The 20,488-nt window shown below is 60.4% G+C and carries 20 protein-coding genes; 9 read left to right on the plus strand and 11 right to left on the minus strand.

Going from position 1 to position 20,488, the window contains the following annotated elements; translation table 11 throughout:
- Window positions 1-99 precede the first annotated feature (99 nt).
- The 3 genes from PYH37_RS16950 to lptF are packed head-to-tail and all read right to left on the minus strand — an operon-like array spanning window position 100 to window position 4,690.
- On the minus strand, window positions 100-2,439 hold the full coding sequence (locus tag PYH37_RS16950) for an LPS-assembly protein LptD (RefSeq protein ID WP_280732643.1): 2,340 nt from the start codon (window positions 2,437-2,439) through the stop codon (window positions 100-102).
- Entirely contained in the window at window positions 2,439-3,521 is a 1,083-nt protein-coding gene (gene lptG / locus PYH37_RS16955; RefSeq protein WP_280732644.1) for an LPS export ABC transporter permease LptG, read from the minus strand. The genes PYH37_RS16950 and lptG overlap by 1 nt, the downstream gene beginning before the upstream one ends.
- A complete protein-coding gene (gene lptF / locus PYH37_RS16960) occupies window positions 3,518-4,690 on the minus strand; it encodes an LPS export ABC transporter permease LptF (protein ID WP_280732645.1) in 1,173 nt (390 codons plus the stop codon). Before lptF ends, lptG begins: the two co-directional genes overlap by 4 nt.
- A gap of 314 nt (window positions 4,691-5,004) precedes the next feature.
- Between lptF and PYH37_RS16965 the strand changes: the two genes are divergently transcribed.
- Window positions 5,005-6,498 carry a leucyl aminopeptidase gene (locus tag PYH37_RS16965; RefSeq protein ID WP_280732646.1) on the plus strand — a complete coding sequence of 498 codons (1,494 nt, stop codon included), beginning with the start codon at window positions 5,005-5,007 and terminating at the stop codon, window positions 6,496-6,498.
- A 40-nt stretch (window positions 6,499-6,538) separates the two neighbouring features.
- Complete coding sequence (locus tag PYH37_RS16970) at window positions 6,539-6,988, plus strand: DNA polymerase III subunit chi (protein ID WP_280732647.1); 450 nt, start codon at window positions 6,539-6,541, stop codon at window positions 6,986-6,988.
- Window positions 6,989-7,054: 66 nt separating this feature from the next.
- On the opposite strand, the gene PYH37_RS16975 is transcribed toward PYH37_RS16970, so the two are convergent.
- A complete protein-coding gene (locus PYH37_RS16975; RefSeq protein ID WP_280732648.1) occupies window positions 7,055-7,981 on the minus strand; it encodes a Gfo/Idh/MocA family protein in 927 nt (308 codons plus the stop codon).
- A gap of 198 nt (window positions 7,982-8,179) precedes the next feature.
- Here PYH37_RS16975 and PYH37_RS16980 point away from each other — a divergent pair, with 198 nt between their 5' ends.
- Window positions 8,180-9,019, plus strand: coding sequence for a GNAT family N-acetyltransferase (locus PYH37_RS16980; protein WP_280732649.1), 840 nt, complete (start codon window positions 8,180-8,182; stop codon window positions 9,017-9,019).
- A 44-nt stretch (window positions 9,020-9,063) separates the two neighbouring features.
- Here the strand turns inward: PYH37_RS16980 and PYH37_RS16985 are convergent, their stop codons facing one another.
- Complete coding sequence (locus tag PYH37_RS16985) at window positions 9,064-10,953, minus strand: ABC-F family ATP-binding cassette domain-containing protein (RefSeq protein ID WP_280732650.1); 1,890 nt, start codon at window positions 10,951-10,953, stop codon at window positions 9,064-9,066.
- A gap of 312 nt (window positions 10,954-11,265) precedes the next feature.
- Between PYH37_RS16985 and PYH37_RS16990 the strand changes: the two genes are divergently transcribed.
- The 3 genes from PYH37_RS16990 (at window position 11,266) to PYH37_RS17000 (ending at window position 14,835) form a co-directional block, all read left to right on the plus strand.
- Window positions 11,266-11,553, plus strand: a complete 288-nt coding sequence (locus tag PYH37_RS16990) for a hypothetical protein (RefSeq protein WP_342394654.1) — start codon at window positions 11,266-11,268, stop codon at window positions 11,551-11,553.
- A gap of 76 nt (window positions 11,554-11,629) precedes the next feature.
- Window positions 11,630-11,911 (plus strand): hypothetical protein, encoded by a 282-nt coding sequence (locus PYH37_RS16995; RefSeq protein ID WP_280732652.1) that lies wholly within the window; start codon window positions 11,630-11,632, stop codon window positions 11,909-11,911.
- Window positions 11,912-12,153: 242 nt separating this feature from the next.
- Complete coding sequence (locus PYH37_RS17000) at window positions 12,154-14,835, plus strand: AMP-binding protein (RefSeq protein ID WP_280732653.1); 2,682 nt, start codon at window positions 12,154-12,156, stop codon at window positions 14,833-14,835.
- Between the two features lie 32 nt (window positions 14,836-14,867).
- Here the strand turns inward: PYH37_RS17000 and PYH37_RS17005 are convergent, their stop codons facing one another.
- Complete coding sequence (locus PYH37_RS17005) at window positions 14,868-15,380, minus strand: DinB family protein (protein WP_280732654.1); 513 nt, start codon at window positions 15,378-15,380, stop codon at window positions 14,868-14,870.
- Window positions 15,381-15,620: 240 nt separating this feature from the next.
- Between PYH37_RS17005 and PYH37_RS17010 the strand changes: the two genes are divergently transcribed.
- The gene (locus PYH37_RS17010) at window positions 15,621-16,310 is read left to right on the plus strand and encodes a glutathione S-transferase family protein (RefSeq protein WP_280732655.1); all 690 of its coding nucleotides are present in this window, start codon (window positions 15,621-15,623) and stop codon (window positions 16,308-16,310) included.
- Window positions 16,311-16,410: 100 nt separating this feature from the next.
- Window positions 16,411-16,833, plus strand: coding sequence for a nucleoside-diphosphate kinase (ndk, locus tag PYH37_RS17015; RefSeq protein ID WP_280732656.1), 423 nt, complete (start codon window positions 16,411-16,413; stop codon window positions 16,831-16,833).
- A gap of 70 nt (window positions 16,834-16,903) precedes the next feature.
- On the opposite strand, the gene PYH37_RS17020 is transcribed toward ndk, so the two are convergent.
- Both PYH37_RS17020 and PYH37_RS17025 read right to left on the minus strand, forming a co-directional pair.
- The gene (locus PYH37_RS17020) at window positions 16,904-17,407 is read right to left on the minus strand and encodes a hypothetical protein (protein ID WP_280732657.1); all 504 of its coding nucleotides are present in this window, start codon (window positions 17,405-17,407) and stop codon (window positions 16,904-16,906) included.
- Complete coding sequence (locus PYH37_RS17025; protein ID WP_280732658.1) at window positions 17,404-17,964, minus strand: CGNR zinc finger domain-containing protein; 561 nt, start codon at window positions 17,962-17,964, stop codon at window positions 17,404-17,406. The genes PYH37_RS17020 and PYH37_RS17025 overlap by 4 nt, the downstream gene beginning before the upstream one ends.
- Window positions 17,965-18,139: 175 nt before the next feature.
- Here PYH37_RS17025 and PYH37_RS17030 point away from each other — a divergent pair, with 175 nt between their 5' ends.
- On the plus strand, window positions 18,140-19,036 hold the full coding sequence (locus PYH37_RS17030) for a branched-chain amino acid ABC transporter permease (RefSeq protein ID WP_280732659.1): 897 nt from the start codon (window positions 18,140-18,142) through the stop codon (window positions 19,034-19,036).
- A gap of 6 nt (window positions 19,037-19,042) precedes the next feature.
- On the opposite strand, the gene PYH37_RS17035 is transcribed toward PYH37_RS17030, so the two are convergent.
- From PYH37_RS17035 to pgsA, 3 genes are read right to left on the minus strand one after another with little or no spacing between them, the layout of a single operon-like run.
- The gene (locus tag PYH37_RS17035; protein WP_280732660.1) at window positions 19,043-19,507 is read right to left on the minus strand and encodes a molybdenum cofactor biosynthesis protein MoaE; all 465 of its coding nucleotides are present in this window, start codon (window positions 19,505-19,507) and stop codon (window positions 19,043-19,045) included.
- A 4-nt stretch (window positions 19,508-19,511) separates the two neighbouring features.
- Window positions 19,512-19,772 (minus strand): molybdopterin converting factor subunit 1, encoded by a 261-nt coding sequence (gene moaD / locus PYH37_RS17040; RefSeq protein ID WP_280732661.1) that lies wholly within the window; start codon window positions 19,770-19,772, stop codon window positions 19,512-19,514.
- On the minus strand, window positions 19,769-20,356 hold the full coding sequence (pgsA, locus tag PYH37_RS17045; RefSeq protein ID WP_280732662.1) for a CDP-diacylglycerol--glycerol-3-phosphate 3-phosphatidyltransferase: 588 nt from the start codon (window positions 20,354-20,356) through the stop codon (window positions 19,769-19,771). The genes moaD and pgsA overlap by 4 nt, the downstream gene beginning before the upstream one ends.
- Between the last annotated feature and the right edge of the window lie 132 nt (window positions 20,357-20,488).

The following is a 20,488-nucleotide window of genomic DNA, read 5'->3' on the forward strand; positions in this document are numbered from 1 at the left end:
ATCGAGCACCGCCGCGGGTCGCTTGTTCCGGCGCGGCGATTGCTGTCGTGCTCACGTTAACGCCGCGGAAGGAGACAGGCGATCGACGCCTGCCCGGTCTCAGAAGTAATCGAGTTCCTCGAACCTGGTCTCGCCCACATTGACATCACCAAGCGTACGGAAGCTGATGCGGGCGCCGATCGACCAGTCGTTTGCAAGCGAGCTGTCCGTGTCGCGCTCCTGCTTGTAGACGATTGAAAACAGCGTGTCCTGATCGTCATAGGTGATGCCGAAACCGTTGCGGGATATGACGTCTCTGGTGATGTCATAGGTCAGCGCGCCGAAGACCGACCAATACTCGTGGAACCTGAAGGCGGCTGCCGTCTGGACTTCGTCCTGATCGAATTCAGAGCCATAAAGCGGTTGTGCTTCGATTCGCGTATAGGTCAGCGCCGCCTGCCATGTCAGGCCGAGATAACCAACCGTCGCATCGGCACGCCGCAGAGCGAGGTCCTTCTCGTCCAGTCGTCCGGAGAGGCTCGCCATCAGACCGGAGGGTGCATCGATACCGACCATCGCGACATAGTCGGAACGCTTGGTTTCCAGGCCGGAATCCGCACCCGCCTTGACGAGATCGTCCGTTGCGAACGAATTGAGGCCGCCGAGGTGAAATGATTGGCCGGCGATGGCACGCAGGCCATAGCCACTGTCAAAGCTTCCGGTATAGCGAAGCCCGACATTGGCGCGCGTTCCACCTTCTACGCGATCGAAGCCGGAGAACTTGTCGCGGTCGAAGAGGTTGGTCGCGTCGAAGACAAAGCTTTGGGCATCTTCATTCGGCAGGGCACCAGCAAGCTGTTCGTCCGGTCGGGCATAGAGCTGCCCGATTGGTTCCAGAACATGGCTGCTTCCCTCACCGGCGAAGAGGATCGGGTAGCGCGCCTCGAGGCCGGCCGTCAGCATCCGCCGTGTTGCCGCATCGCTGTTTGTGTAGTCACCGGTATAGGCAGGGCCGGGATCGTCCATATTGAGGCCGAGGGCATCGCCGCGTGCGGCGAGAAGCGGTGTCAACACCAGTCCGCCGGGCGCGATGAACGTACGCTTCCACTCGAGTTCGCCGGTCAGGCGATGCGACGTACCCTCGAGGCCGCGGAAGCGCTCGACGCCAAGTACCGTGTAGCTGTCGAGCCGATTGCGCTTGACGTTCGTGAAGTTGATGTCGGCATTGAGTTCACCACCCATGACCGGTTCCGGTGCGGTATAGGAATAATCGAGGACCTGAGCGATCGGCTGCTGGTTTTCCTCATTGCTGTCCGGATCAGCATCCTGGATGTCGAAGTAGAATGCGCGGAGGTCGAAATAATTCCGCTTTCCGAGGCCTGTCAGATAGGCTTGGTTTACATAAGTCGTTCCGTCGAACGTCGACAGGTCGTAGGTCCTCGCGAAGTTGTTGTCCGATTGGACGAGGACGTTCCAGCCGAAGGCCCAGCGCGGATTGATTTCGAACTTGCCTCTGGACGCCACCATGCCGCGATTGGTTTCCAGTGCATCCACCGTTCCCGGTGTGAACTGGTCCTTGTCCATCTGGCTTATGCCGGCGACGTTCAGGGTGTGCAGACCGTTGTGGAACTGCTGGCGGAATTCGCCCTCGAGCAGGAAGCCCTGACGGGTCAGCCCGGTGGCGGTGACCGTAGCGTCCATGTAGGGCGAGATCGCCCAGTAATAGGGTACGCCCACGCCGGCGCCGAGTTTCTGCGTATATCTGAACTCCGGAAACAGAAAGCCGCTCTTGCGCTTGACCGTATGGTCGGGAATTTCCATCACCGGAATATAGGCGATCGGTTTGCCAAAAAGCTCGAAATAAGCCTTTTCAAGCCGGATCGTGCGCGTCCTGCCGTTCTGGATAACCCGTTCCGCCTTGATGTGCCACAGTGAGCGGTGCTCCGGCTTGGTCGCGCATGGAGTGCAGGCCGTATAGACGGCCTTGTTCAGGATGAACTCCTCGCCATTGCGCCGCTCGCCGGTCTCTGCCGCCAATCGCGTCAGATCCGTCGTCTCGATCCGCAAAGCCTCGACGAAACCGTTGCCGAAATCGTCGGTGACATCCATCTTATCGGCATAAACGACATTGCCGCCCGGTTCGATCAACTGGATTTCGCCGCTCGCAAGAATGCGGCCTGCCCTCTGATCGTATTCGACCTGGCGGGCTACCATCTTGTAGCCGCCATAGTCGATCTGGACGTTACCGCGCACGGTCACCTTTTCCGTGTCGCGATTGTAAACGAGCTCGTTGGCGGACAGCAGTAACTTGGCGTCCGCCGGAATATTTGGCTGCAGCGTATCGATTTGCGCCTGCGCCATGGCTGGCGCATTCAGTCCGATGGCAAGGGTATGCAGCGCCACGCCTGCAAGCAGGGTAGCCTTGATCAGCTTCATGCGTTCGCGGTTGCCTGCCGCCACTAGCCATCCTCCTGATGCAGTAGAATCGTCGAGCCCAGCGCCATCGCTACAACAACTGGCAACCAGGCTGCAACGAACGGAGGCACAATACCGCTGCTCCCGAATGCTTTGACAAGCACGGTGACGACATAAAGCACGAACCCTGACAGGATTCCACCGAGAATTACGGAGCGCGATTGATTGAACCGGCTAAATTTTAAGGAGACGCACGCGGCTATCAAAGTCATCGCGACGAGAAGCAGCGGCAGCGACAGCAGAGAGTGAAATTGCGTTTCCATGGCGTTGGTGGAAAACCCGAATGATCGCGCCACTTCGATTTTCCGCGGAAGGTCAAAAATCTGAATAGAATCAGCCTTCGCCAGGCGCTCCTGAACGAATTCCGGTTTCAGATTGGTGCGAAGCTGTGCCGTTTCCGAACGACGCGGCAACCGTCCATTTCCGGTTTCGACAACATCGTTAAGAAGCCAGTAACCATCTTCGAGTTTCGCCGACTTCGCATCCTGCCTGAGAATGATCGTTCCCTGTGGATCAAAGTGGATGACTGTGACGTTAATCAGCTCCGTGCCGCCGTTCTGGACGGAGCGTGCGCCGATAATCGTGTCGGTGCCGTCATAGATCTGGCGCAACCAGGGAACTGAGTTCGTTGCAGCCGAACGGGAGGATCCCCACTCCGCCTCGAGTGCTTCGGCTTTCTTCGTTCCCCAAGCCGCGATCGGGTTGAGAGCGATTACGGCCACCACGCCGAAAAGAAACGCGCCCAGGACGAAGGGACGAAGAAATTGCCACACGGAAATGCCGGCCGCCCGTGTCACGACCAGTTCGTACCGTCGGTTGAGCGAAATCAGCGCGGCCATCGCGGCAAAGAGCGCCACGAAAGGAATCGTCTGCTGCAGGATGGTCGGGATGCGAAATGCTGTCATCAGCAGCGCGCCCGTGACCGTATAGTGCGGCAATGTCGACATGCGGGTGGTTAGTTCGCTGAAATCGAGAATGAAGATCAGCGCAAAAATACCGATGAGAAACGCGACCGTGGTGGTGGCGTATCGTTTGAAGAAGTAGCGCCCGAGCGTGTCGAGAATCATGATGCCGATTCCCCTTCAGCGCCTGCCGATCGCACGAGCCGAAGCCGAATCATGAGCTCGGAAAGCTTTTCCTTCCAGGTCATGGGTATGTCGAGGCGGCGATTGCTGGCGAGCTGGTGAATGGCGAGCGCGCCGGTCGCAAGCGGTACGAAATACATGAGCGGCACGAACCATAGCGAGTCTTCGGCGCTGTTGCCCGCATAGAAGGTCATCCAGCGAATGACCAGCGCCGCCCCTAGGGCACTGACCATCGGGTGGACGCGAGCCTCGCGGTGCGACCGCGCATCGCTGCTGACGACGAGCGCAATGAGCCCAAACAGCAGCGGGAATGTCCACTCGGTGAATCGCCGATGAAGCTCTGCCGTAAATGCCAGCGGAGCTCTCTTATAGGCCGAATCGGTCGGGTCGGGATCAAGCAGATAGAAGAGGTCGCGATCCTTTGCGCGGATATTGGCCTCGCTGGCCATCTTGGTCATATCCGTCAGGTCGAAGGCATAGGAATCGAATTTGATGACAGAAACGTCGCCGTCCGGCAGCTTGCGGTGAACCTCGCCGTCCTTCATCACCAGGGCCGAGCTCTTCTCGTCGACTGCGCCCTCGCGCGCATAGTAGACGAGTTCGAAATTCGGGTCGCGCGAATCGGCAACGAAGATGCCTTGCAGCACGCCGCCGCCGCGGCGGGCGCCCACCTGCACGTAAAGGCCGTCAGTAAGCTTGCGGAAGGCGTTTTCCTGTACGACGGAGGAGAGCAGATCCGCATGAGCTGTCGCGATCATCTTGCGCACCGCGACGCGTGAATAGGGTTCGACGAAATTGTCTATGGCGAAAGAGAGGACACTCAGCCCGACGGCGAGAAATATCACTGGCCGGATGATAGACATTCGGGAGCTGCCGGCCGCACTGAGCACCGTGAGCTCCGAATCGGTATTCATTACGCTCAGCGTCTGCGTGACGCCGATGACCAGCGCGAACGGCAGGATGATCGGAACCACCGACGGCAGAATCAACGTCGCAAGCTTCAGGAAGGCAAAGATCGACTGGCCGCTGTCGGTGACGAGATTGACGTTAGTCAGGGCTTGCGTAGTCCAGACTATACCGAGCAGCGGCAGGAGCGTTGCAAGGAACATGACCGCTGCGCGCCGGAAGATGTAGCGTTCGATCAGCTTCATGTCCGTATCCGGTCCAAAATCCTGCTCAAGCTTCCCATACCCTTCGCCCGCGCGAGTCTAAATGATTCGCTGCCCGGTCGGACCAGTCTTCGTTCCCCGCGCCGCTTTATCAGAATCTGGAACAACAGGCATAATATAAGGCGAAGAGCTACGGTTAACCGCATGTAAACATGTGCAGGCATCTTGCCAAGCGCTTCAAAAGCGAGAAGTGTGCGCGCCACAGCCTTGACCATGGCCGACATCGCGAATGTTTGCCGCTGTAGCCGTCCGGTAACAGAACGGCGCAATCAATCAGAAAATGCCCGGAGCCTTTCATGCCGATGAAATTCGAATTCGCCTTCAGCAAGTCCCATCGTCCCGCTGGCGGCGTCGCGGTCCTTCTGCAGACGTCGAGCTCTAAGGAAGCCGCCGGCGCGGCTGTCGTCGACCCGGAAGGTGTCCTCCCGAAGGCCGCGAAGATCGGGAAGTTTACGGGTAAGGCGCTCTCCACGCTCGACATCGTCGCTCCCCACGGTTCGCCGGCGGACCGGATCCTCCTTCTCGGTCTCGGAGACGCGGCTGCGGTCAAGAACCATGATTGGCTGAAGGCCGGAGGCGCCGCGGCCGCGAAACTGCGCTCCGCCGAAAAAGTCACGATCTTTCTCGATGCACCCGGCGTCGATGTAACGGGCAAGGCCGCCGCGGATTTCGCGCTCGGCATGGAGATGAACGCCTATAATTTCGACAGTTACAAAACCAAGAAGTCCGACGACGAAGCCAAACCTCAGCAAAAGCCCGTCAAGGTCACCATCGTCACCGGTGCGGTGATCACGGCGAAGAAGGCGTTCTCTACCGCCCAGGCAACCGGCGAGGGCGTGTTTCTGGCGCGCGATCTCGTCAACGAGCCGGCCAATGTGCTCGGGCCGGTGGAATTTGCCGCCAAGGCAAAGGAACTGGAAAAGCTCGGCGTCGACGTCGAGGTTTTAACCGAGCGCGAGATGAAGAAGCTCAGCATGGGCGCATTGCTTGGCGTCGCTCAGGGGTCCTCAAGACCGCCGCGTCTGGTCGTCATGCAGTGGAAGGGTGGTAAGGCGAAAGACAAACCGATCGCTTTCGTCGGCAAGGGAGTGGTGTTCGATACGGGCGGTATTTCCATCAAGCCCGCCTCGGGCATGGAGGAAATGAAGGGTGACATGGGTGGCGCGGCCGCCGTGACCGGCCTCATGCATGTCCTTGCGGCGCGCAAGGCAAACGTCAACGCCATCGGCATCATCGGGCTGGTGGAAAACATGCCGGACGGCAGCGCTCAAAGACCGGGCGACATCGTGACCTCGATGTCCGGGCAGACGATCGAGGTGATCAATACCGATGCCGAAGGCAGGCTCGTTCTCTGCGACGCGCTCTGGTATTGCAACGATCGTTTCAAGCCACAGGCGATGATCGACCTTGCGACGCTCACCGGCGCGATCATGGTGGCGCTCAGCAGCCACTATGCCGGCCTGTTCTCGAACGACGACCGGCTGGCCGAGCAATTGCTTGCGGCGGGCATCACGACGCAGGAGCGTTTGTGGCGGATGCCGCTTGGCAAGGAATACGACAAGATGATCGACAGCAAGTTCGCCGACATGAAGAACACCGGCGGTCGGCACGGCGGCTCGGTGACGGCGGCGCAGTTTCTGCAGCGTTTCGTCAAGGACACGCCCTGGGCGCATCTCGATATTGCCGGAACGGCGATGGGCTCACCGAGCGACGAGATCAACCAGTCCTGGGGCTCCGGCTTCGGCGTGCGCCTTCTAGACGAATTCGTCCGCGCGAGCTACGAATCCTGAAGGCGCGCATCAGCCAAGCGGGTGTCCGCGAGAGATCGGCATGACCGAGATCCTTTTCTATCATCTGACGGAATCGAAACTTGAAGATGCCCTGCCACCGCTGCTCGACAAGAGCATCGAGCGCGGGTGGCGGGTCGTCGTGCAAACGGCCGACGCCGACAGGCGCGACGCACTGGACACGCATCTGTGGGTCTACCGGGATGACAGCTTCCTGCCGCACGGCACCGATGCAGGCGACTTCGCGGCCGACCAGCCGATCCTCATCGTTGCCGACGAAAGCAATCAGAACGGCGCGACCGCACGTTTCCTCGTCGACGGCGCGGAGCCGCCGCCCGTATCGGACTACGAGCGCGTCATCTTCATGTTCGACGGTTACGATCAGCAGCAGCTCGAGGCGGCGCGAAGTCAATGGAAGCGGCTCAAGGGCGAGGGGCACAACCTCACCTATTGGCAGCAGAACCGCGATGGCCGTTGGGAGAAGAAGGCCTGAAGGCTGCCTTTAACGCCAAACCCCCGCGGGCTTCGCGGTTCTTTCTATCATGGTAAGGGCGAACGCTCAGTCGTGGAACGCCTCGACGAACTTGCGGCGACCAAGCATGAAGGCGTCCGCGACGTGCCGCAGGGGCGCGAGGTCGACATCCGACCTGCCTGCCTTGATGATCTCGGCGAAGCGCCGGTAAAGCATCGGGTATTCCTGCTCGGGCTCTTCATGGACGATCTTGCCGTCGACGGCGAGCTTGGCGCCTCCCTCCGACAGCAGCATCTCGCCGGCGTCGGTTTCGGCAACGATGTCCCAGCTCTGCTTGCCAGTCTGTCGCCAATCGAACTCCGCGGAAACATCGAGCTTCCGGGCGTCGCTGAACGCGATGGTCGCGGCGATCGGCGCGTCGCGGTTCTCGGGAAATTCGAGCGTCGCCGACGTTATGAAGATCGGGCGCGGCAGGATATGCGTAATAATCGACAGGGCGTTGATGCCCGGGTCGAACACGCCAAGTCCGCCGGCTGCCCAGATCCATTCCTGATTCGGATGCCAGTGGCGGACATCCTCCTTCCAGATGATCTTGACGCTGCGGATCGCGGTTGATGCGAGGAATGTTCGGGCGGCCTCCACTGCCGGCGCATAGCGCGAATGCCAGCTGGCAAAAAGCGAGAGACCTTTGCTTGCCGCCAGCGCCTCGAGATCCGCCACCTCGCTCAGGGTCGCACCCGGCGGTTTCTCGAGGAAGACGTGCTTGCCAGCCTCAAGCGCAACGCGGGCAGCTTCGTACCGGTATTGGGGCGGCATGCAAAGCGAGACCGCTTCGACCGCCGGCACCGCGTCCAGCATCGCCTCGATCGATTTGAAATTGTCGATTCCATCGACGGTTCCATGGCGGCTGGCCGCTGCTATCAGCCGATAGTCTGCGTTTTTCGCGAGGGCCGGCAGGTGTTGGTCGCGCACGATCTTACCGACGCCGACGATGGCAATTTGAATGGGAGGCATGGTGTTTCGCTCGGATTAGTATGATTTATTCCCGACCCTTGTAGCAGATTGGGAACGCCGGGCAAGCCGACTTCCAACCTCGAAATTAGCTTGTCATCTTGGGTGGACAAGATGCAAACGAATCTGGTTGTCGTCAGAGGTAAAGAAAAAGCGGCTGTCGGTATCGTCCGATTGCCGAAGCGTTGTTGAGGATCTGCAATGTCACATATTCGCCACGCGACCCGCGCCGAGCTTGACATCATCATCGACTGGGCTGCGAAGGAAGGCTGGAATCCCGGACTTGAGGACGCCAATGCGTTTTGGGCCGCGGATCCGGAAGGTTATTGGGTCGCCTGCGAAGAAGACATGCTCGCCGCTGCCATTTCCCTCGTGCGCTATGGTAGCGATTACGCCTTTCTCGGCTTCTATGTCGCTCAGCCGGCCTATCGGGGCAAGGGCATCGGCCTGGCATTATGGAAGCGGGCGATCGCCGAAGCGGGTGAACGAACGATCGGTCTCGACGGGGTCGTAGCCCAACAGGAGAACTATCGGAAGTCCGGCTTTGCCCGCTCGCACGCGAACGTGCGGTATGGCGGCGTTGTCGATGTGAGGGAGCCTCCAGGTACCAACCTCATCGATGCCGCGCCGATCCATGCGGCAGCGCTGATTGACTATGACCGAGGCTTCAATCCTGCACGCCGCGACGCTTTCCTGCGCGAATGGACTAAGCAACTGAAGACCCGTAGAACCGTCGTTCTGCTGCGCGCCGGAACGATCGTCGGCTACGGAACCCTTCGGGAATGCCGCGAGGGGTTCAAGATCGGGCCACTGTTCGCCGATAGCGAGACGGGCGCTGATCTGATATTTCGGAAGCTCGCGGCCGCCACCAAGGGTGCTCAGGTTTATCTCGACATCCCCGAGCCGAATGCGTCCGCCCGGGCGCTGTGCGAACGCTACAACATGAAGCCGGTCTTCGAAACCGCCCGGATGTATCGCGGGCCGGCGCCGGATCTTCCGCTTGCGCGGATTTATGGCATCACGACGTTCGAGCTCGGCTGATTGCTCTGGCCCGTTCACTCATGGGCTCCGCCGATTCAACGGGTTTAACCCGCCATCGCCTCTTCATATTCGGCCGATAGCTCGAACCACTGCTCTTCGGCTTGCGCCAGCCTTTCGGCCGCCTCCGCGCGTTCCTTCGCCCGCTGGGCAGCCTTTGCCGGGGCCTTCTCGTAGAGGGCGGGATCTGCAAGCTCCGCATCAAGAGCGTGAATCAGTTTTTCCAGCTTTCCGGTCAAGGACTCGATTTCGTTAATCTTTTTCCTGAGCGGCGCCAGCGAAGCGCGCTTGTCGGCATTGGCCTTGCGCTGGTCCGCCTTCGACAGGATTTCGTCCGCTCCATTGAGCTTCGGCTTATCCTCCCTTGATTTCGGGCCGCCGACGATGAGGCTGCGGTAATCCTCAAGATCGCCGTCGTAATTCGCGACCGTGCCGTCGCGTACCAGCCACAGGCGATCGGCCGTGGCTTCGATCAGATGCCGGTCGTGAGAAATGAGAATGACCGCGCCTGAATAGTCGTTGAGCGCGGCGATCAAGGCGTTGCGGCTGTCGATATCGAGGTGGTTGGTCGGTTCATCGAGGATGAGCAGGTTCGGCGCGTCAAAAGCGGCAAGCCCCATCAGAAGCCGCGCCTTCTCGCCGCCGGAGAGGTCCTTGGCGGGCGTTTCCATCTTTTCGGTGGCGAGGCCCATCTGCGCGACCCGAGCGCGCACCTTTGCTTCCGGCGCATCGGCCATTCGCCGGCGGACGTGCTCAACGGCGCTCTGCGTCGGGACGAGATCGTCGAGCTGGTGCTGGGCGAAAAATCCGATCTTCAGCCCGGGAGCGATTCGTACTTCGCCGGATTCCGCCTGGAGGCGGCCCGAGATGAACTTCGCGAAGGTTGATTTGCCGTTGCCGTTGGAGCCGAGCAGCGCGATACGGTCGTCCGCGTCGATGCGGAGATTGAGCCGTTTGAGGATAGGCTTGTCCGGTTCGTATCCGACAGCGCCGCCCTGAATGGCGACGATCGGCGAGGCGACCTGCTTTTCCGGGTCGGGGAAGGAGAAACCCTGAACGTGCTCCTCGATAACCGCCGCCACGGTGCCCATGCGCTCAAGGGCCTTGACGCGGCTCTGGGCCTGGCGGGCCTTGGACGCCTTTGCCTTGAAGCGGTCAATGAAGCTCTGCAGATGCTTGCGCGCCGCCTCGTTCTTGGCTTTCGCTTTCATCTGCAATTCGTCGGCTTCGGCCTTCTGCCGCTCGAACTGGTCATAGGAGCCGCGATAGAAGGTGAGCTTCTTCTGATCGAGGTGAACGATCGCGTTTACTGCCGTATTCAAAAGGTCGCGATCGTGGCTGATGATGATCACCGTATGCGGATAGCGGCGGATATAGTCCTCGAGCCACAAGGTACCCTCGAGGTCGAGGTAGTTGGTAGGTTCGTCCAGGAGCAGCAGATCCGGTTCGGAAAAGAGGACGGCTGCCAGCGCCACGCGCATACGCCAGCCGCCGGAGAAGGAGGAGGCGGGGCGTCGCTGCGCATCGTGGTCGAACCCAAGGCCGGCGAGGATGGTTGCCGCACGCGCTTCCGCGGAGTGGGCGCGAATATCCGCAAGCCGTGTCTGGATTTCCGCAATCCTGTGCGGGTCGGTTTCGGTTTCGGCCTCTGCGAGAAGCAACGTGCGCTCCTTGTCCGCCCTCAGCACGATCTCGATCAGAGGCTCCTCTGTACCGGGCGCTTCCTGCGCCACCTGGCCGATGCGGGCGCTCTTCGGCAGTGAGACGCTGCCTGCCTCGGCCGGAAAATCACCGCTGATGATCCGGAAAAGCGTCGATTTGCCGGCGCCGTTACGCCCGACGAGTCCGGCCTTCGTGCCCGCAGGTAGCGTCACGAAAGCATTGTCGATGAGAAGGCGGCCCGCGATGCGGGCGCAGAGGCCGGTGATCTGGATCATTCCGGCCTTTTGCCCCGACTTTTCCGAGAAGGCAAGGGGTGCGCCGAGTGAATGCAACCGGCGGTGCCTATGCATGACAGGCACGTTTTCAAGGGGCGATTGTTATAGAATCGTGGACAACGTGTTCCGATAATCAATACTTCTAAACATCATCATGAGGGACCACATCTATCGGCGAAGGGCACGGAACTGCTCTTCTGACCGCCTGGATCGGATTGAACGCTATCGGCAAGGCCACCGCGTTCGAAGAAATGATCCGGTCAGAGGCGGCCTCGACAAACCCTCGTTCAAGCGAACGACCGATCAGGAGTGATGATTATGAGGAACGCAATCCATACTGCTCTTGCCGCCACCCTCGTCGCGACCGCCGTTCTCGGCGGCGCCTCCGCTGCCTTTGCCGGCGGCAGCTACTATGAGGGCATCAGCCCCACGCCGCTCCACACGGAACGTGCCCCGAACGCGGGCGATGAGGTCTCCGTTCGCCGTGCCGAGGATGGCTCCATCGATCGTACCTCTACCGGGGCGGTCTCGAACTATGGTTCGCAGCCGAAGGTGATCTCGGGCGGTGAAGGCGAATACTATCAGGGCATCAGCCGCTAAGGGCGGTCGTTCCCGCAAGAATAATTACGGGGTGGCAAAACCCCGTGATCGCATCTTTTCAGCAAGGAACACTCCCATGACCAAGTCCATTGCAGCTCTTCTCGTTGCCGCGGCCGTCGCCGGTGGCGCTTCCGCCGCTGTTGCAGGCGGAAGTTATTACGAAGGCGTCAGTTCGGCGCCGCTTTTCACGGGGCGGGCAACTGCTTCGGCCGGTGCCGGTGCCTCGGCGAGCACCGCCGACCGCGGCGATTATTATGCTGGCGTGGACAACAAACCCGTCGATGCGACGTCGACCGGCGCCATTGCCAATGGCCGCGCCGCCGCGCCGTTCGGCGACGCAGGCGACCAGAACAACTAATATTACCTCCCAAGCCTGACGCGAATCGAATGACCCGGTCCCCGAGTGGAGCCGGGTCGTTTCGCGTTCGCCGAAATCATCGGACGTGAATGGCGATGAACCGCGCCGTGCACCTTAGAAGCCGATTGATGAGGCCATCCGCAGCGTGCGGCTTTTGCTGTGGTGCTGTGCCAGGCGTTCCTATCTCGGCTCCTGATGATACTTGACGATTAAAGTCAGCAATTATATGCCCCCTCGCTAAAATGGAGGTGGCCTTGAGTGCTGGCGAGTTTTCAATATCCACGTTGTTTGCCGCGAACCTGACCGTTCACGGCGACAGGCCAGCGCTTCTGATGCCCGGCGGGAGGATCGTAAGCTATCGGGAATTGGCGGAGCGCGTCGACCGGCAGGCGTCGCAGTGGCGCGGCAGGCGCGGGCTGGCAATGATCGAAGCCGATCTCTCGGAACATGCTGTCGTCGCCTATCTCGCCGCGCTGAAAGCCGGGCATGCCGTGGCCATGCAGAGCCTGAACTCCATGGATGCGGACCGGCAGATCCTGAAGCCGGAATTTTGCTATAGCCGTTTCGACGGGCGCTGGCGGCTGGAACGGCTGGAGGGAGCCACGGAAGCGCTTCATCCCGATCTTGCCGTCCTGCTCTCGACATCCGGTAGCACTGGCCATGGCAAATGCGTCCGGTTATCTGCGGCAAACATCCAGTCCAATGCACAGGCGATCGCCGCATATCTCGGCCTCACTGCCTCGGATCGAAGCTGCCTCGTTCTGCCGATCCATTATTCCTACGGCTTGTCGGTGTTGAATGCCCATCTCGCTGTCGGCGCAAGCGTCTATGTCCCAGGCGGTTCGATCCTCGACGAGGCCTTCCTCGATGGACTGGCCAAGAGCGGCAGCACCAATCTTTCCGGCGTTCCCTATTCCTACGACCTGTTAGAAAAGGTCGGTTTCCGCGAACGGGATTTCCCGGACTTGCGCTTCATGACGGTGGCAGGCGGACGTCCGGCACCGGAAATGATTCGCCGCTACAACGAACATCTGGCGCGGCGCGGGGCGCTCTTCTTTGCAATGTATGGCCAGACCGAAGCGACGGCGCGGATCGCCTATGTGCCGCCGGATCGGCTGGCGGGCAGGGAGGACCGGATCGGTATCGCGATATCCGGGGGAAGCCTCACGATTGAGGACGACCAGGGACGGCTGATTGCGGCTGCCGAGACGCCCGGAGAACTCGTCTATCGCGGCCCGAATGTGATGATGGGCTATGCCGGTTCGCGCGCCGATCTGGCGCGCGGCGCGGAGCTCGCGGAATTGCGAACCGGCGATCTGGCTGTAAGGGATGCTGAAGGGTTCTTCCGCATCGTCGGACGAACGAAGCGCATATCGAAAATTGCCGGCCTGCGAATCGGCCATGACAGTCTGGAGGCAGCCCTTGAGCGTCGCGGCATTGCCGCCGCCGTCATCGGCGACGATGCCTGCATTCATGCTTTCTATGCCGCGACGCCCGGTTCCGGTAGACCAAGTCCCGAGGAAGTCCGCAGGATCCTTGTTGCGGCCAGCGGCTTGACCCTCATGCAGATAAAGGTGTCGTGTGTCGATGAACTGCCGCGGCTGCCTTCCGGCAAGGTCGACTACCGGCGCCTCCAGGACCAAGCGGAGGAGCGCGTCCGCACCGACCATGGCGACGGCATAGCATCGCTTTTCGATCAGCTCTTCTATCCGAAGAAAGTTCAACCGGGCGACAGCTTCCTTTCGCTCGGCGGCGACTCGCTTCGTTTCGTCCAGCTTTCGGTAGGGTTGGAAAAAGTCCTGGGTGAGGTGCCCGAGGCCTGGGAAAAAATGACGGTGGCGACACTGGCGACCCTGCAGAAGCGGGAGACGAAGGGGCGGCAGATCGGTTCCGATCTCATGATCCGGGCACTGGCGATCCTGCTCGTCGTCCTGCACCATGAAACGCTGTGGCCTATCCCCGGCGGATCAGCGGCGATGGTTATCCTTGCGGGCTTCGGCCTCGCACGTTTTCAGGTTCGCGCACTGCTCTCGGGGGCGGTGCTGCAGATCCTGCGGCCGCTCGGGCAGATACTCGTTCCTTATTATCTGATCGTAGCAGGCTATGCGCTTGGCTGGGGCCAGGTACCTTGGGCCTCGGTCTTCCTCGTCGGCAATTTCGGTTTCGCCGATCCGGAACGCCACGACATGGTGCCTTATCTCTATTGGTTCATCGAAGCCTATTGCCAGATGCTGGTCGTGTTTGCCGCCGTCTTCGCCGTGCCTTTTGTCCGGCGCGCTGGCCAGGCCAAGCCCTTTGCCGTGGGCATGATGCTGTTTGCGGCGGCACTTGCTGCGCGGCTGGCGCTGCCTCTGTTCGTGGACATCGGCAATCGCCAGATATTCGCGCTGCCCTGGGTTTTCTATTTGGCGGTTCTGGGCTGGTGCGCCGCCGTTGCCGAAACCACGTTTCAGCGCGTCATGCTGATGTTGGCCGGGACGGGCGCCTTCCTGTTCTTCGGCCTCTATGAAGGCGTGTGGATCGGCACGAAGATCAAGTATCTGCTGCAGATCGTGGTGTTGGCGACCTTGCTTTTCCTGCCGCGCATTCGGGTCCCGAAATGGGCCATCCGGATGATCTTGCCTCTCTCTGCCGCCGGCTTTCACATCTATCTGCTGCACCGTTTCGTGCCGGAGCTTCTGCTGCTGCCGATGCGGCCACTGTTATCGCCGACCGTCTACTCCTCTTGCGCTCTCGTCGGTGGAGTGGGACTTGGCCTGGTGATATGGACGGCTCACCAGCGTCTTCTCCAGTTGCTGGCACGCTCCGAAGGACGCCGGCGTCCACTCGACGCGCTGCGCCAGTTGGCCGGCCGGCTTCGCTTCGGGCGCGACGGTTTCTTACTGCCTCAGCCCGAAATGGCCGTCGCCGATCAGCAAAACTGAGAGGCGCGGCCGCATTGGATCATGTCGCCGCGCTAATCCGCCCACCTGGTGCCATCTGTCCGCAGGAAGAAAACCAGATCGAGTGTCAATGACGGGCCGCCAAGCGCGGTCAAGATCGCGTGCGCCTGGCCGCGGTGATGGGTCTGATGATTGAAGAAATGCGCAAGCGTCGGTCCGAGCCTTTGGGTGATATCGACCGGCGTCGTGAGCGGCGTATAGGTGAAGCGTGTTGCAAGCCGTGCCTCGTCAAGGCTGTCGACCCAGGCGATGATGCGCTCGTCTTCCGCCACTCGCGCCGCCGTCAGAGCGTCGAGGTCCTCATGCAGGATTGCATCAAGTGCCGTCGGCGCATCCCCTTGCTTGGTGAAGCGCTTCATCCAAACCCGGTCGGCAACGAGAATATGGTTGAGCGTCCGATGCAGCGAGCCGAAGAAGGCGCCCTTGTCTTCGCGGAACTCGGCGTCCGAGAGTTCCGCCGCAGCGGTATAGAGCCGCCGATTGGCCCAGCGATTGTAGTCGGCAAACATCCGGTAGTGGTCGTGCATCGGTGATCTCCGTGGTTCGCGGCAGCCTACAGCGGCGTGCGTCTTTTCAGACGCACAAAGGTCGCTGTAGCACTTTGAATTGCTGCATGTTTTTATCCTTAAATCGGCTCCGATTTAAGGAAACGTGCAGTAGCGCGGATTAGCATTCCGGTGTCGAATGCCACTCATGAAATTTACTGATTTGATCTACCGGCCTCTCTGCCGTCGAATGGGTGTCGGAACATCAAATCAGGAGATCGCATGCCCCGTAAGCTTTATACTCTGTGTGGGACCGACAAGGCCCGCCCGTTTTCGCCACATGTCTGGAAGACGAAGCTCTCGCTTGCCCATAAGGGACTTGCCTTCGACATTGCTCCCGTCGGCTTCACCGAAATCCCGAAGTTGGAGGAGGGGGCAACGAAAATCGTGCCGCTGCTGCGCGACGGTGAAAAACTGGTCAAGGACAGCTTTGAGATCGCGCTCTATCTCGAGCAAGCCTATCCCGAACGTGCAACGCTCTTCGGCGGCGAGGGCGGCAAGGCCATGGCCCGGTTCGTCGAGGGATGGTCGCAGATGACGCTGCACCCGGTGATTGGGCGCATCGCGATCATGGATATCCATGACAGCCTCGATCCTGTCGACCAGGCCTATTTCCGCCGGAGCAGAGAGGAACGCTTCGGCCAATCGCTGGAGGAGATTGCCGAGGCAGGACGGTCGGATATCAAAGCTTTTTCGACGAAACTCGAGCCGCTGCGCCACATGCTGAAAGCCCAGCCCTTCCTCGGCGGAGACAGGCCCCTTTTCGCCGACTATATCGTCTTTGGCGCGCTGCAATGGGCACGTATCATCTCGCCACACCGGTTGCTCGCCGCGGGCGACGTCGTCTTCGACTGGTTCGAGCGGTGCCTCGATCTCCACGATGGTCTCGGCCGTTCCGTGACAGCCGCATGAAACCGGCGCTGGAGGCAGCGAATCATCGGCGCTCCCCCTTGTTTTGCTCGGAATTGGCGGCTAATGAACCGCCACTTCAAGAAACAAGGGAATTGAGCCAATGGCGATTGAACGTACTTTCTCGATGATCAAGCCGGATGCTACGAAGCGCAACCTCACCGGCGCCATCACCAAGATGCTCGAAGATGCCGGCCTGCGCGTCGTCGCCTCGAAGCGCGTCTGGATGAGCCGCCGCGAAGCCGAAGGCTTCTACGCGGTTCACAAGGAACGTCCGTTCTTCGGCGAACTGGTCGAGTTCATGTCTTCCGGCCCGACCGTGGTTCAGGTCCTCGAAGGCGAGAACGCCATTGCCAAGAACCGCGAAGTCATGGGCGCCACCAATCCGGCCAACGCTGCCGACGGTACGATCCGCAAGGTTCATGCGCTTTCGATCGGCGAAAACTCGGTTCACGGTTCCGATGGTCCGGAAACGGCGGCGGAAGAAATCGCCTATTGGTTCGCCGGCACCGAAATCGTCGGCTGATTCACATTCTTCGTTTCGGCTCGTAATACGCTGAAAACACTCTTGAAACCGGGGCGGAAACGTCCCGGTTTTATGTTGGGCAGCTTGCCGTCTCGAAGCGCTCCGGCGCCTTGCCGTCGTGGAATACAGCGGGGTTCTTGTCATAACCCGGCCCTTCGACGAGCGGTTTCGCCGGCATCACGTCCTGATCTATGTCGGAGATCACCGTCGTTTCCAGTTTCTGCAGCGTTGCCCCATCCGGTCCCTTGACTTCGATTGTCACCGCGTATGGCGTCTCCTTCTTGACACAAGTAATATCCGGGCTTTCCAGCACCACCTTTTCAAGCTTTGGAAAGAGTTTGCGCGTGAGCGTCAGCGGCTCGCCGCCGGCGGGATTCTCGAAGCGGGCGACGACGACACTGCCGTCCGGGACCGGCTCCGTCTTGTTGAGGGTGACCATGTAGGTGGCGTAGGCCAGCCGGTAGTTGAACACGAACATCTTGCCGGTCAGCTTCAGCGGATCGGGCCCGGTCTCGCGTTGGCATCCGGCAAGCCCGGCTGCGGCGATGAGGACAACGGCGGCGAGCATCTTCATGCTCTCATTTCCTCTTTGTTGCGGCGATAGTGGCGTCTCGCCTTCGTACGATTGCCGCAAACGGCCATGTCGCACCAGGTTCGGCTCCGGTTGCGGCTGCGGTCGAGAAACAGCCACTCGCAATTGGGGCATATCTTCAGCCGATCTGGTTCCGGATCGGCTGCGAGGCTGAGCGCCGAATGCGCAGCGGCCGCGTCGAGTGTGATGTATTCGCCTTTGTACGGCGGCTGGCGCAGGATCGTCGCAATCGCCTCAAGCAGATCCGCCAGCAAATCGGGCCGGTTTTCGGCCCGGCCACGGGCTCGAAAATATTGGTCCGTCGCCTCCCGCAAACCTATGAGCAATCCGCGGTTTTCGGGGCGCGCCGGAACAAGCATGCCGAAGCGCTGCCTTTCCGCGCCGTGACGATTGGCGGCCTCGGCAAAGGAAACCATCGCTACGGCATCGGCGAAACGATCGATCCGGCGCTCCGGATCAAAGCGCAGCACGACTGAATTTGCGACGTCCAGTGCCAAGGCGCCGCCCGAGAATCTATGCGCGGTCCAAGTGAAGCTCATGTGAAAATCCTAACTAGCAAAACCGAGTTTACCAGTTATATTGATTCTGTCACTAGAGCCGCATTGAGGAAAGTGAAAAGCGTTTTCCCGCCCACGTCCCTCGCATGTTGAATTCCATAAGGGCTATGATCTCGGATTGCTTCGATCCGGATCGCCGCGATCTAACGGATGTGCCATGGCCTATTTTCTTCAGCAGATCGCCAACGCCGTGCCCGTCGCCGCACTCTACGCGGCGCTGGCCTTCGGCTATGCGCTCGCCTTTGCCGTCACGCGCCGGGCCGATCTGACCTATGGTGCACTCTTTGCATTTGCCGGTCAGATGTTCGTGCTTTTCGCGGATTTTGGCTGGAGCCGGTTTTGGCTGGTGTTGCCGGCCGCCCTCGGCCTGGGAGCGGCGGCGGCATTCACATTCGGGCTGGGAGCGGGGCTGGTCGCCGGGCGCTACATCATGCGGCCGCTTGCTTTCTCCTCGGCGAACGCGGTGATTGTTGCCTCTCTCGGCACTCTGCTGGTGCTCATGGAAACGGCTCGCCTTGCTTCGGATACGCGAAGCCTGTGGTTGCCGCCCTTTTTGAACGACGTCATCATCTTGTGGCCGGGCTCGGGATTTCCCGTGACGCTGACGGTCATTCAACTGCTGAACACTGTTCTGATGGCCGCTCTGGTTGCCGGCGGGCACTGGCTGCTGACCCATTCTTATTTCGGGCGTTATTGGCGCGCCGTCTCGGAGGATCGAGAGGCAGCGGCGCTTTGCGGCGTCGACCCGGCGACCGTCTACATCGTTGCCTACGGGGTCGCGTCGCTGATTGCCACCTTCTGCGGAGTTCTTGCCGCCTCCTACTATGGCAATATGGACTTCGGCACCGGCCTGACCTTTGGCGTCAAGGTCTTGTTTATCGCGGCGATCGGTGGCCAGACAGCGCCGCTGTTTGCCGCCCTTGGAGCCGCCGGTATCGGCCTCCTCGAAACACTATGGGGAGCCTACGGACCGATCCTCTGGCGCGATTTCGCGATCTTTGGTTTCCTGGTCATCGTATTGGTGGTGACCCGCCGCGAAAAGTTTATTCCCTGATCCGTATTACCGCGTCCAGCGGTCCCGTGCCGTGTCGTCGGCGTCCTTGGCGCTGACCCATTCGCCGACGCTGCCGTCGATGCGATGTTCCTTCTTCCAGAAGGGCGCCGACGTCTTCAAGAAATCCATGATGAGATTTGCGCCGTCGAAAGCCGCCTGCCGGTGCGGTGAGGCGGTTACTACCAGCACGATGTTTTCGCCGGGTCTGATTTTGCCGAAGCGGTGAATGGCCGTTGCAGCCTGCAGACCGAAACGCGCCACGGCTTCGTGGCAGATGCGTTTGATCTCGGCCTCCGCCATGCCGGGATAATGCTCGAGCTCGAGCGCGCCGAGCGTCCCCGCTTCATCCCGGCAGAGCCCGGAAAATGTGACCACGGCACCAATGTCCGACCGGCCGCGTGAGAGCGAGGAAATTTCGGCGGCGATGTCGAAGTCCTCGCGCTGGACGCGCACTGTGACGGCGGCGGCCATCGTTTCAGCCGCCCGTCATCGGCGGAAACAGGGCGATCTCGCGGGCGCCTGCGATCGGTTCGCCGTGATCGACGTGTTCCTGGTTTATCGCCGCGCGGATGACGCTCTGGTGTTCGAGCGCCGTCTGATATTCCTCGCCCCGCGTTTTCAGATGCGCGAGCAGATCGGCAATCGTGACGACATCCGCCGGCAGTTCCAGAGTTTCTTCACCCTTGCCGATGCGCTCCCGTACCCAGGAGAAATAGACGAGATTTACCGTGCTCATTCGTTGACCACATGTTTCAGCCCGGCGCGGAAATAATCATAGCCGGTATAAAGCGTGATGGCCGCTGCGATCCACAAGAGCAGGATACCCGCTTCTGTCGTATAGGGAACGATCTTGTCGCCAGCCGGACCGGCAAGCAGAAACGCGATCGCCACCATCTGGATGGTCGTCTTCCACTTGGCGATTCGTGTCACCGGTACGCTGACCTTGAGCGCTGCGAGATATTCCCGCAGGCCGGACACGAGAATTTCGCGGCAGAGAATGATGATCGCTGCCCAGATCGACCAGCCGGCAATCGTCCCGTCAGCCGCGACAAGCAGCAGGATCGAAGCAACGAGTAGCTTGTCGGCGATCGGGTCGAGCATTCGGCCAATATTGGAAGTCTGCTTCCAGATGCGGGCGAGATAACCGTCAAAGAAGTCGGTGATCGAGGCCGCCACGAACAAGACGAGGGCGGTCCAGCGTGCGAAGTCCGAACTGTGCAAGCGGCCCTCGACGAAGAAGCAGAGCACGATCAGCGGCACGATCAGGATACGGAAATAGGTCAGCAGATTCGGGACACTATAGGCGATGGGCGTTGGCATGGACTCGGTTTCTCTGGACACGACAATACCTCATTTCCCGCAATCCGGGGGCATCGGTGCAATCGATTCTAATCAAAGTGGAGCGGGATGCGGCGGACAACCGCTGCTCCTCTTCCGCATCCTGCTCAAATC

The organism is Sinorhizobium numidicum, assembly GCF_029892045.1.
Lineage (GTDB): Bacteria > Pseudomonadota > Alphaproteobacteria > Rhizobiales > Rhizobiaceae > Sinorhizobium > Sinorhizobium numidicum.

What these genes read in the sequence shown, in the direction of transcription:
- lptG (WP_280732644.1), bottom strand. Translation starts at nt 3,521, where the DNA reads ATGATTCTCGACACGCTCGGGCGCTACTTCTTCAAACGATACGCCACC.
- lptF (WP_280732645.1), bottom strand. Translation starts at nt 4,690, where the DNA reads ATGAAGCTGATCGAACGCTACATCTTCCGGCGCGCAGCGGTCATGTTC.
- PYH37_RS16965 (WP_280732646.1), top strand. Translation starts at nt 5,005, where the DNA reads ATGCCGATGAAATTCGAATTCGCCTTCAGCAAGTCCCATCGTCCCGCT.
- PYH37_RS16970 (WP_280732647.1), top strand. Translation starts at nt 6,539, where the DNA reads ATGACCGAGATCCTTTTCTATCATCTGACGGAATCGAAACTTGAAGAT.
- PYH37_RS16975 (WP_280732648.1), bottom strand. Translation starts at nt 7,981, where the DNA reads ATGCCTCCCATTCAAATTGCCATCGTCGGCGTCGGTAAGATCGTGCGC.
- PYH37_RS16980 (WP_280732649.1), top strand. Translation starts at nt 8,180, where the DNA reads ATGTCACATATTCGCCACGCGACCCGCGCCGAGCTTGACATCATCATC.
- PYH37_RS16985 (WP_280732650.1), bottom strand. Translation starts at nt 10,953, where the DNA reads ATGATCCAGATCACCGGCCTCTGCGCCCGCATCGCGGGCCGCCTTCTC.
- PYH37_RS16990 (WP_342394654.1), top strand. Translation starts at nt 11,266, where the DNA reads ATGATTATGAGGAACGCAATCCATACTGCTCTTGCCGCCACCCTCGTC.
- PYH37_RS16995 (WP_280732652.1), top strand. Translation starts at nt 11,630, where the DNA reads ATGACCAAGTCCATTGCAGCTCTTCTCGTTGCCGCGGCCGTCGCCGGT.
- PYH37_RS17000 (WP_280732653.1), top strand. Translation starts at nt 12,154, where the DNA reads ATGGAGGTGGCCTTGAGTGCTGGCGAGTTTTCAATATCCACGTTGTTT.
- PYH37_RS17005 (WP_280732654.1), bottom strand. Translation starts at nt 15,380, where the DNA reads ATGCACGACCACTACCGGATGTTTGCCGACTACAATCGCTGGGCCAAT.
- PYH37_RS17010 (WP_280732655.1), top strand. Translation starts at nt 15,621, where the DNA reads ATGCCCCGTAAGCTTTATACTCTGTGTGGGACCGACAAGGCCCGCCCG.
- ndk (WP_280732656.1), top strand. Translation starts at nt 16,411, where the DNA reads ATGGCGATTGAACGTACTTTCTCGATGATCAAGCCGGATGCTACGAAG.
- PYH37_RS17020 (WP_280732657.1), bottom strand. Translation starts at nt 17,407, where the DNA reads ATGAAGATGCTCGCCGCCGTTGTCCTCATCGCCGCAGCCGGGCTTGCC.
- PYH37_RS17025 (WP_280732658.1), bottom strand. Translation starts at nt 17,964, where the DNA reads ATGAGCTTCACTTGGACCGCGCATAGATTCTCGGGCGGCGCCTTGGCA.
- PYH37_RS17030 (WP_280732659.1), top strand. Translation starts at nt 18,140, where the DNA reads ATGGCCTATTTTCTTCAGCAGATCGCCAACGCCGTGCCCGTCGCCGCA.
- PYH37_RS17035 (WP_280732660.1), bottom strand. Translation starts at nt 19,507, where the DNA reads ATGGCCGCCGCCGTCACAGTGCGCGTCCAGCGCGAGGACTTCGACATC.
- moaD (WP_280732661.1), bottom strand. Translation starts at nt 19,772, where the DNA reads ATGAGCACGGTAAATCTCGTCTATTTCTCCTGGGTACGGGAGCGCATC.
- pgsA (WP_280732662.1), bottom strand. Translation starts at nt 20,356, where the DNA reads ATGCCAACGCCCATCGCCTATAGTGTCCCGAATCTGCTGACCTATTTC.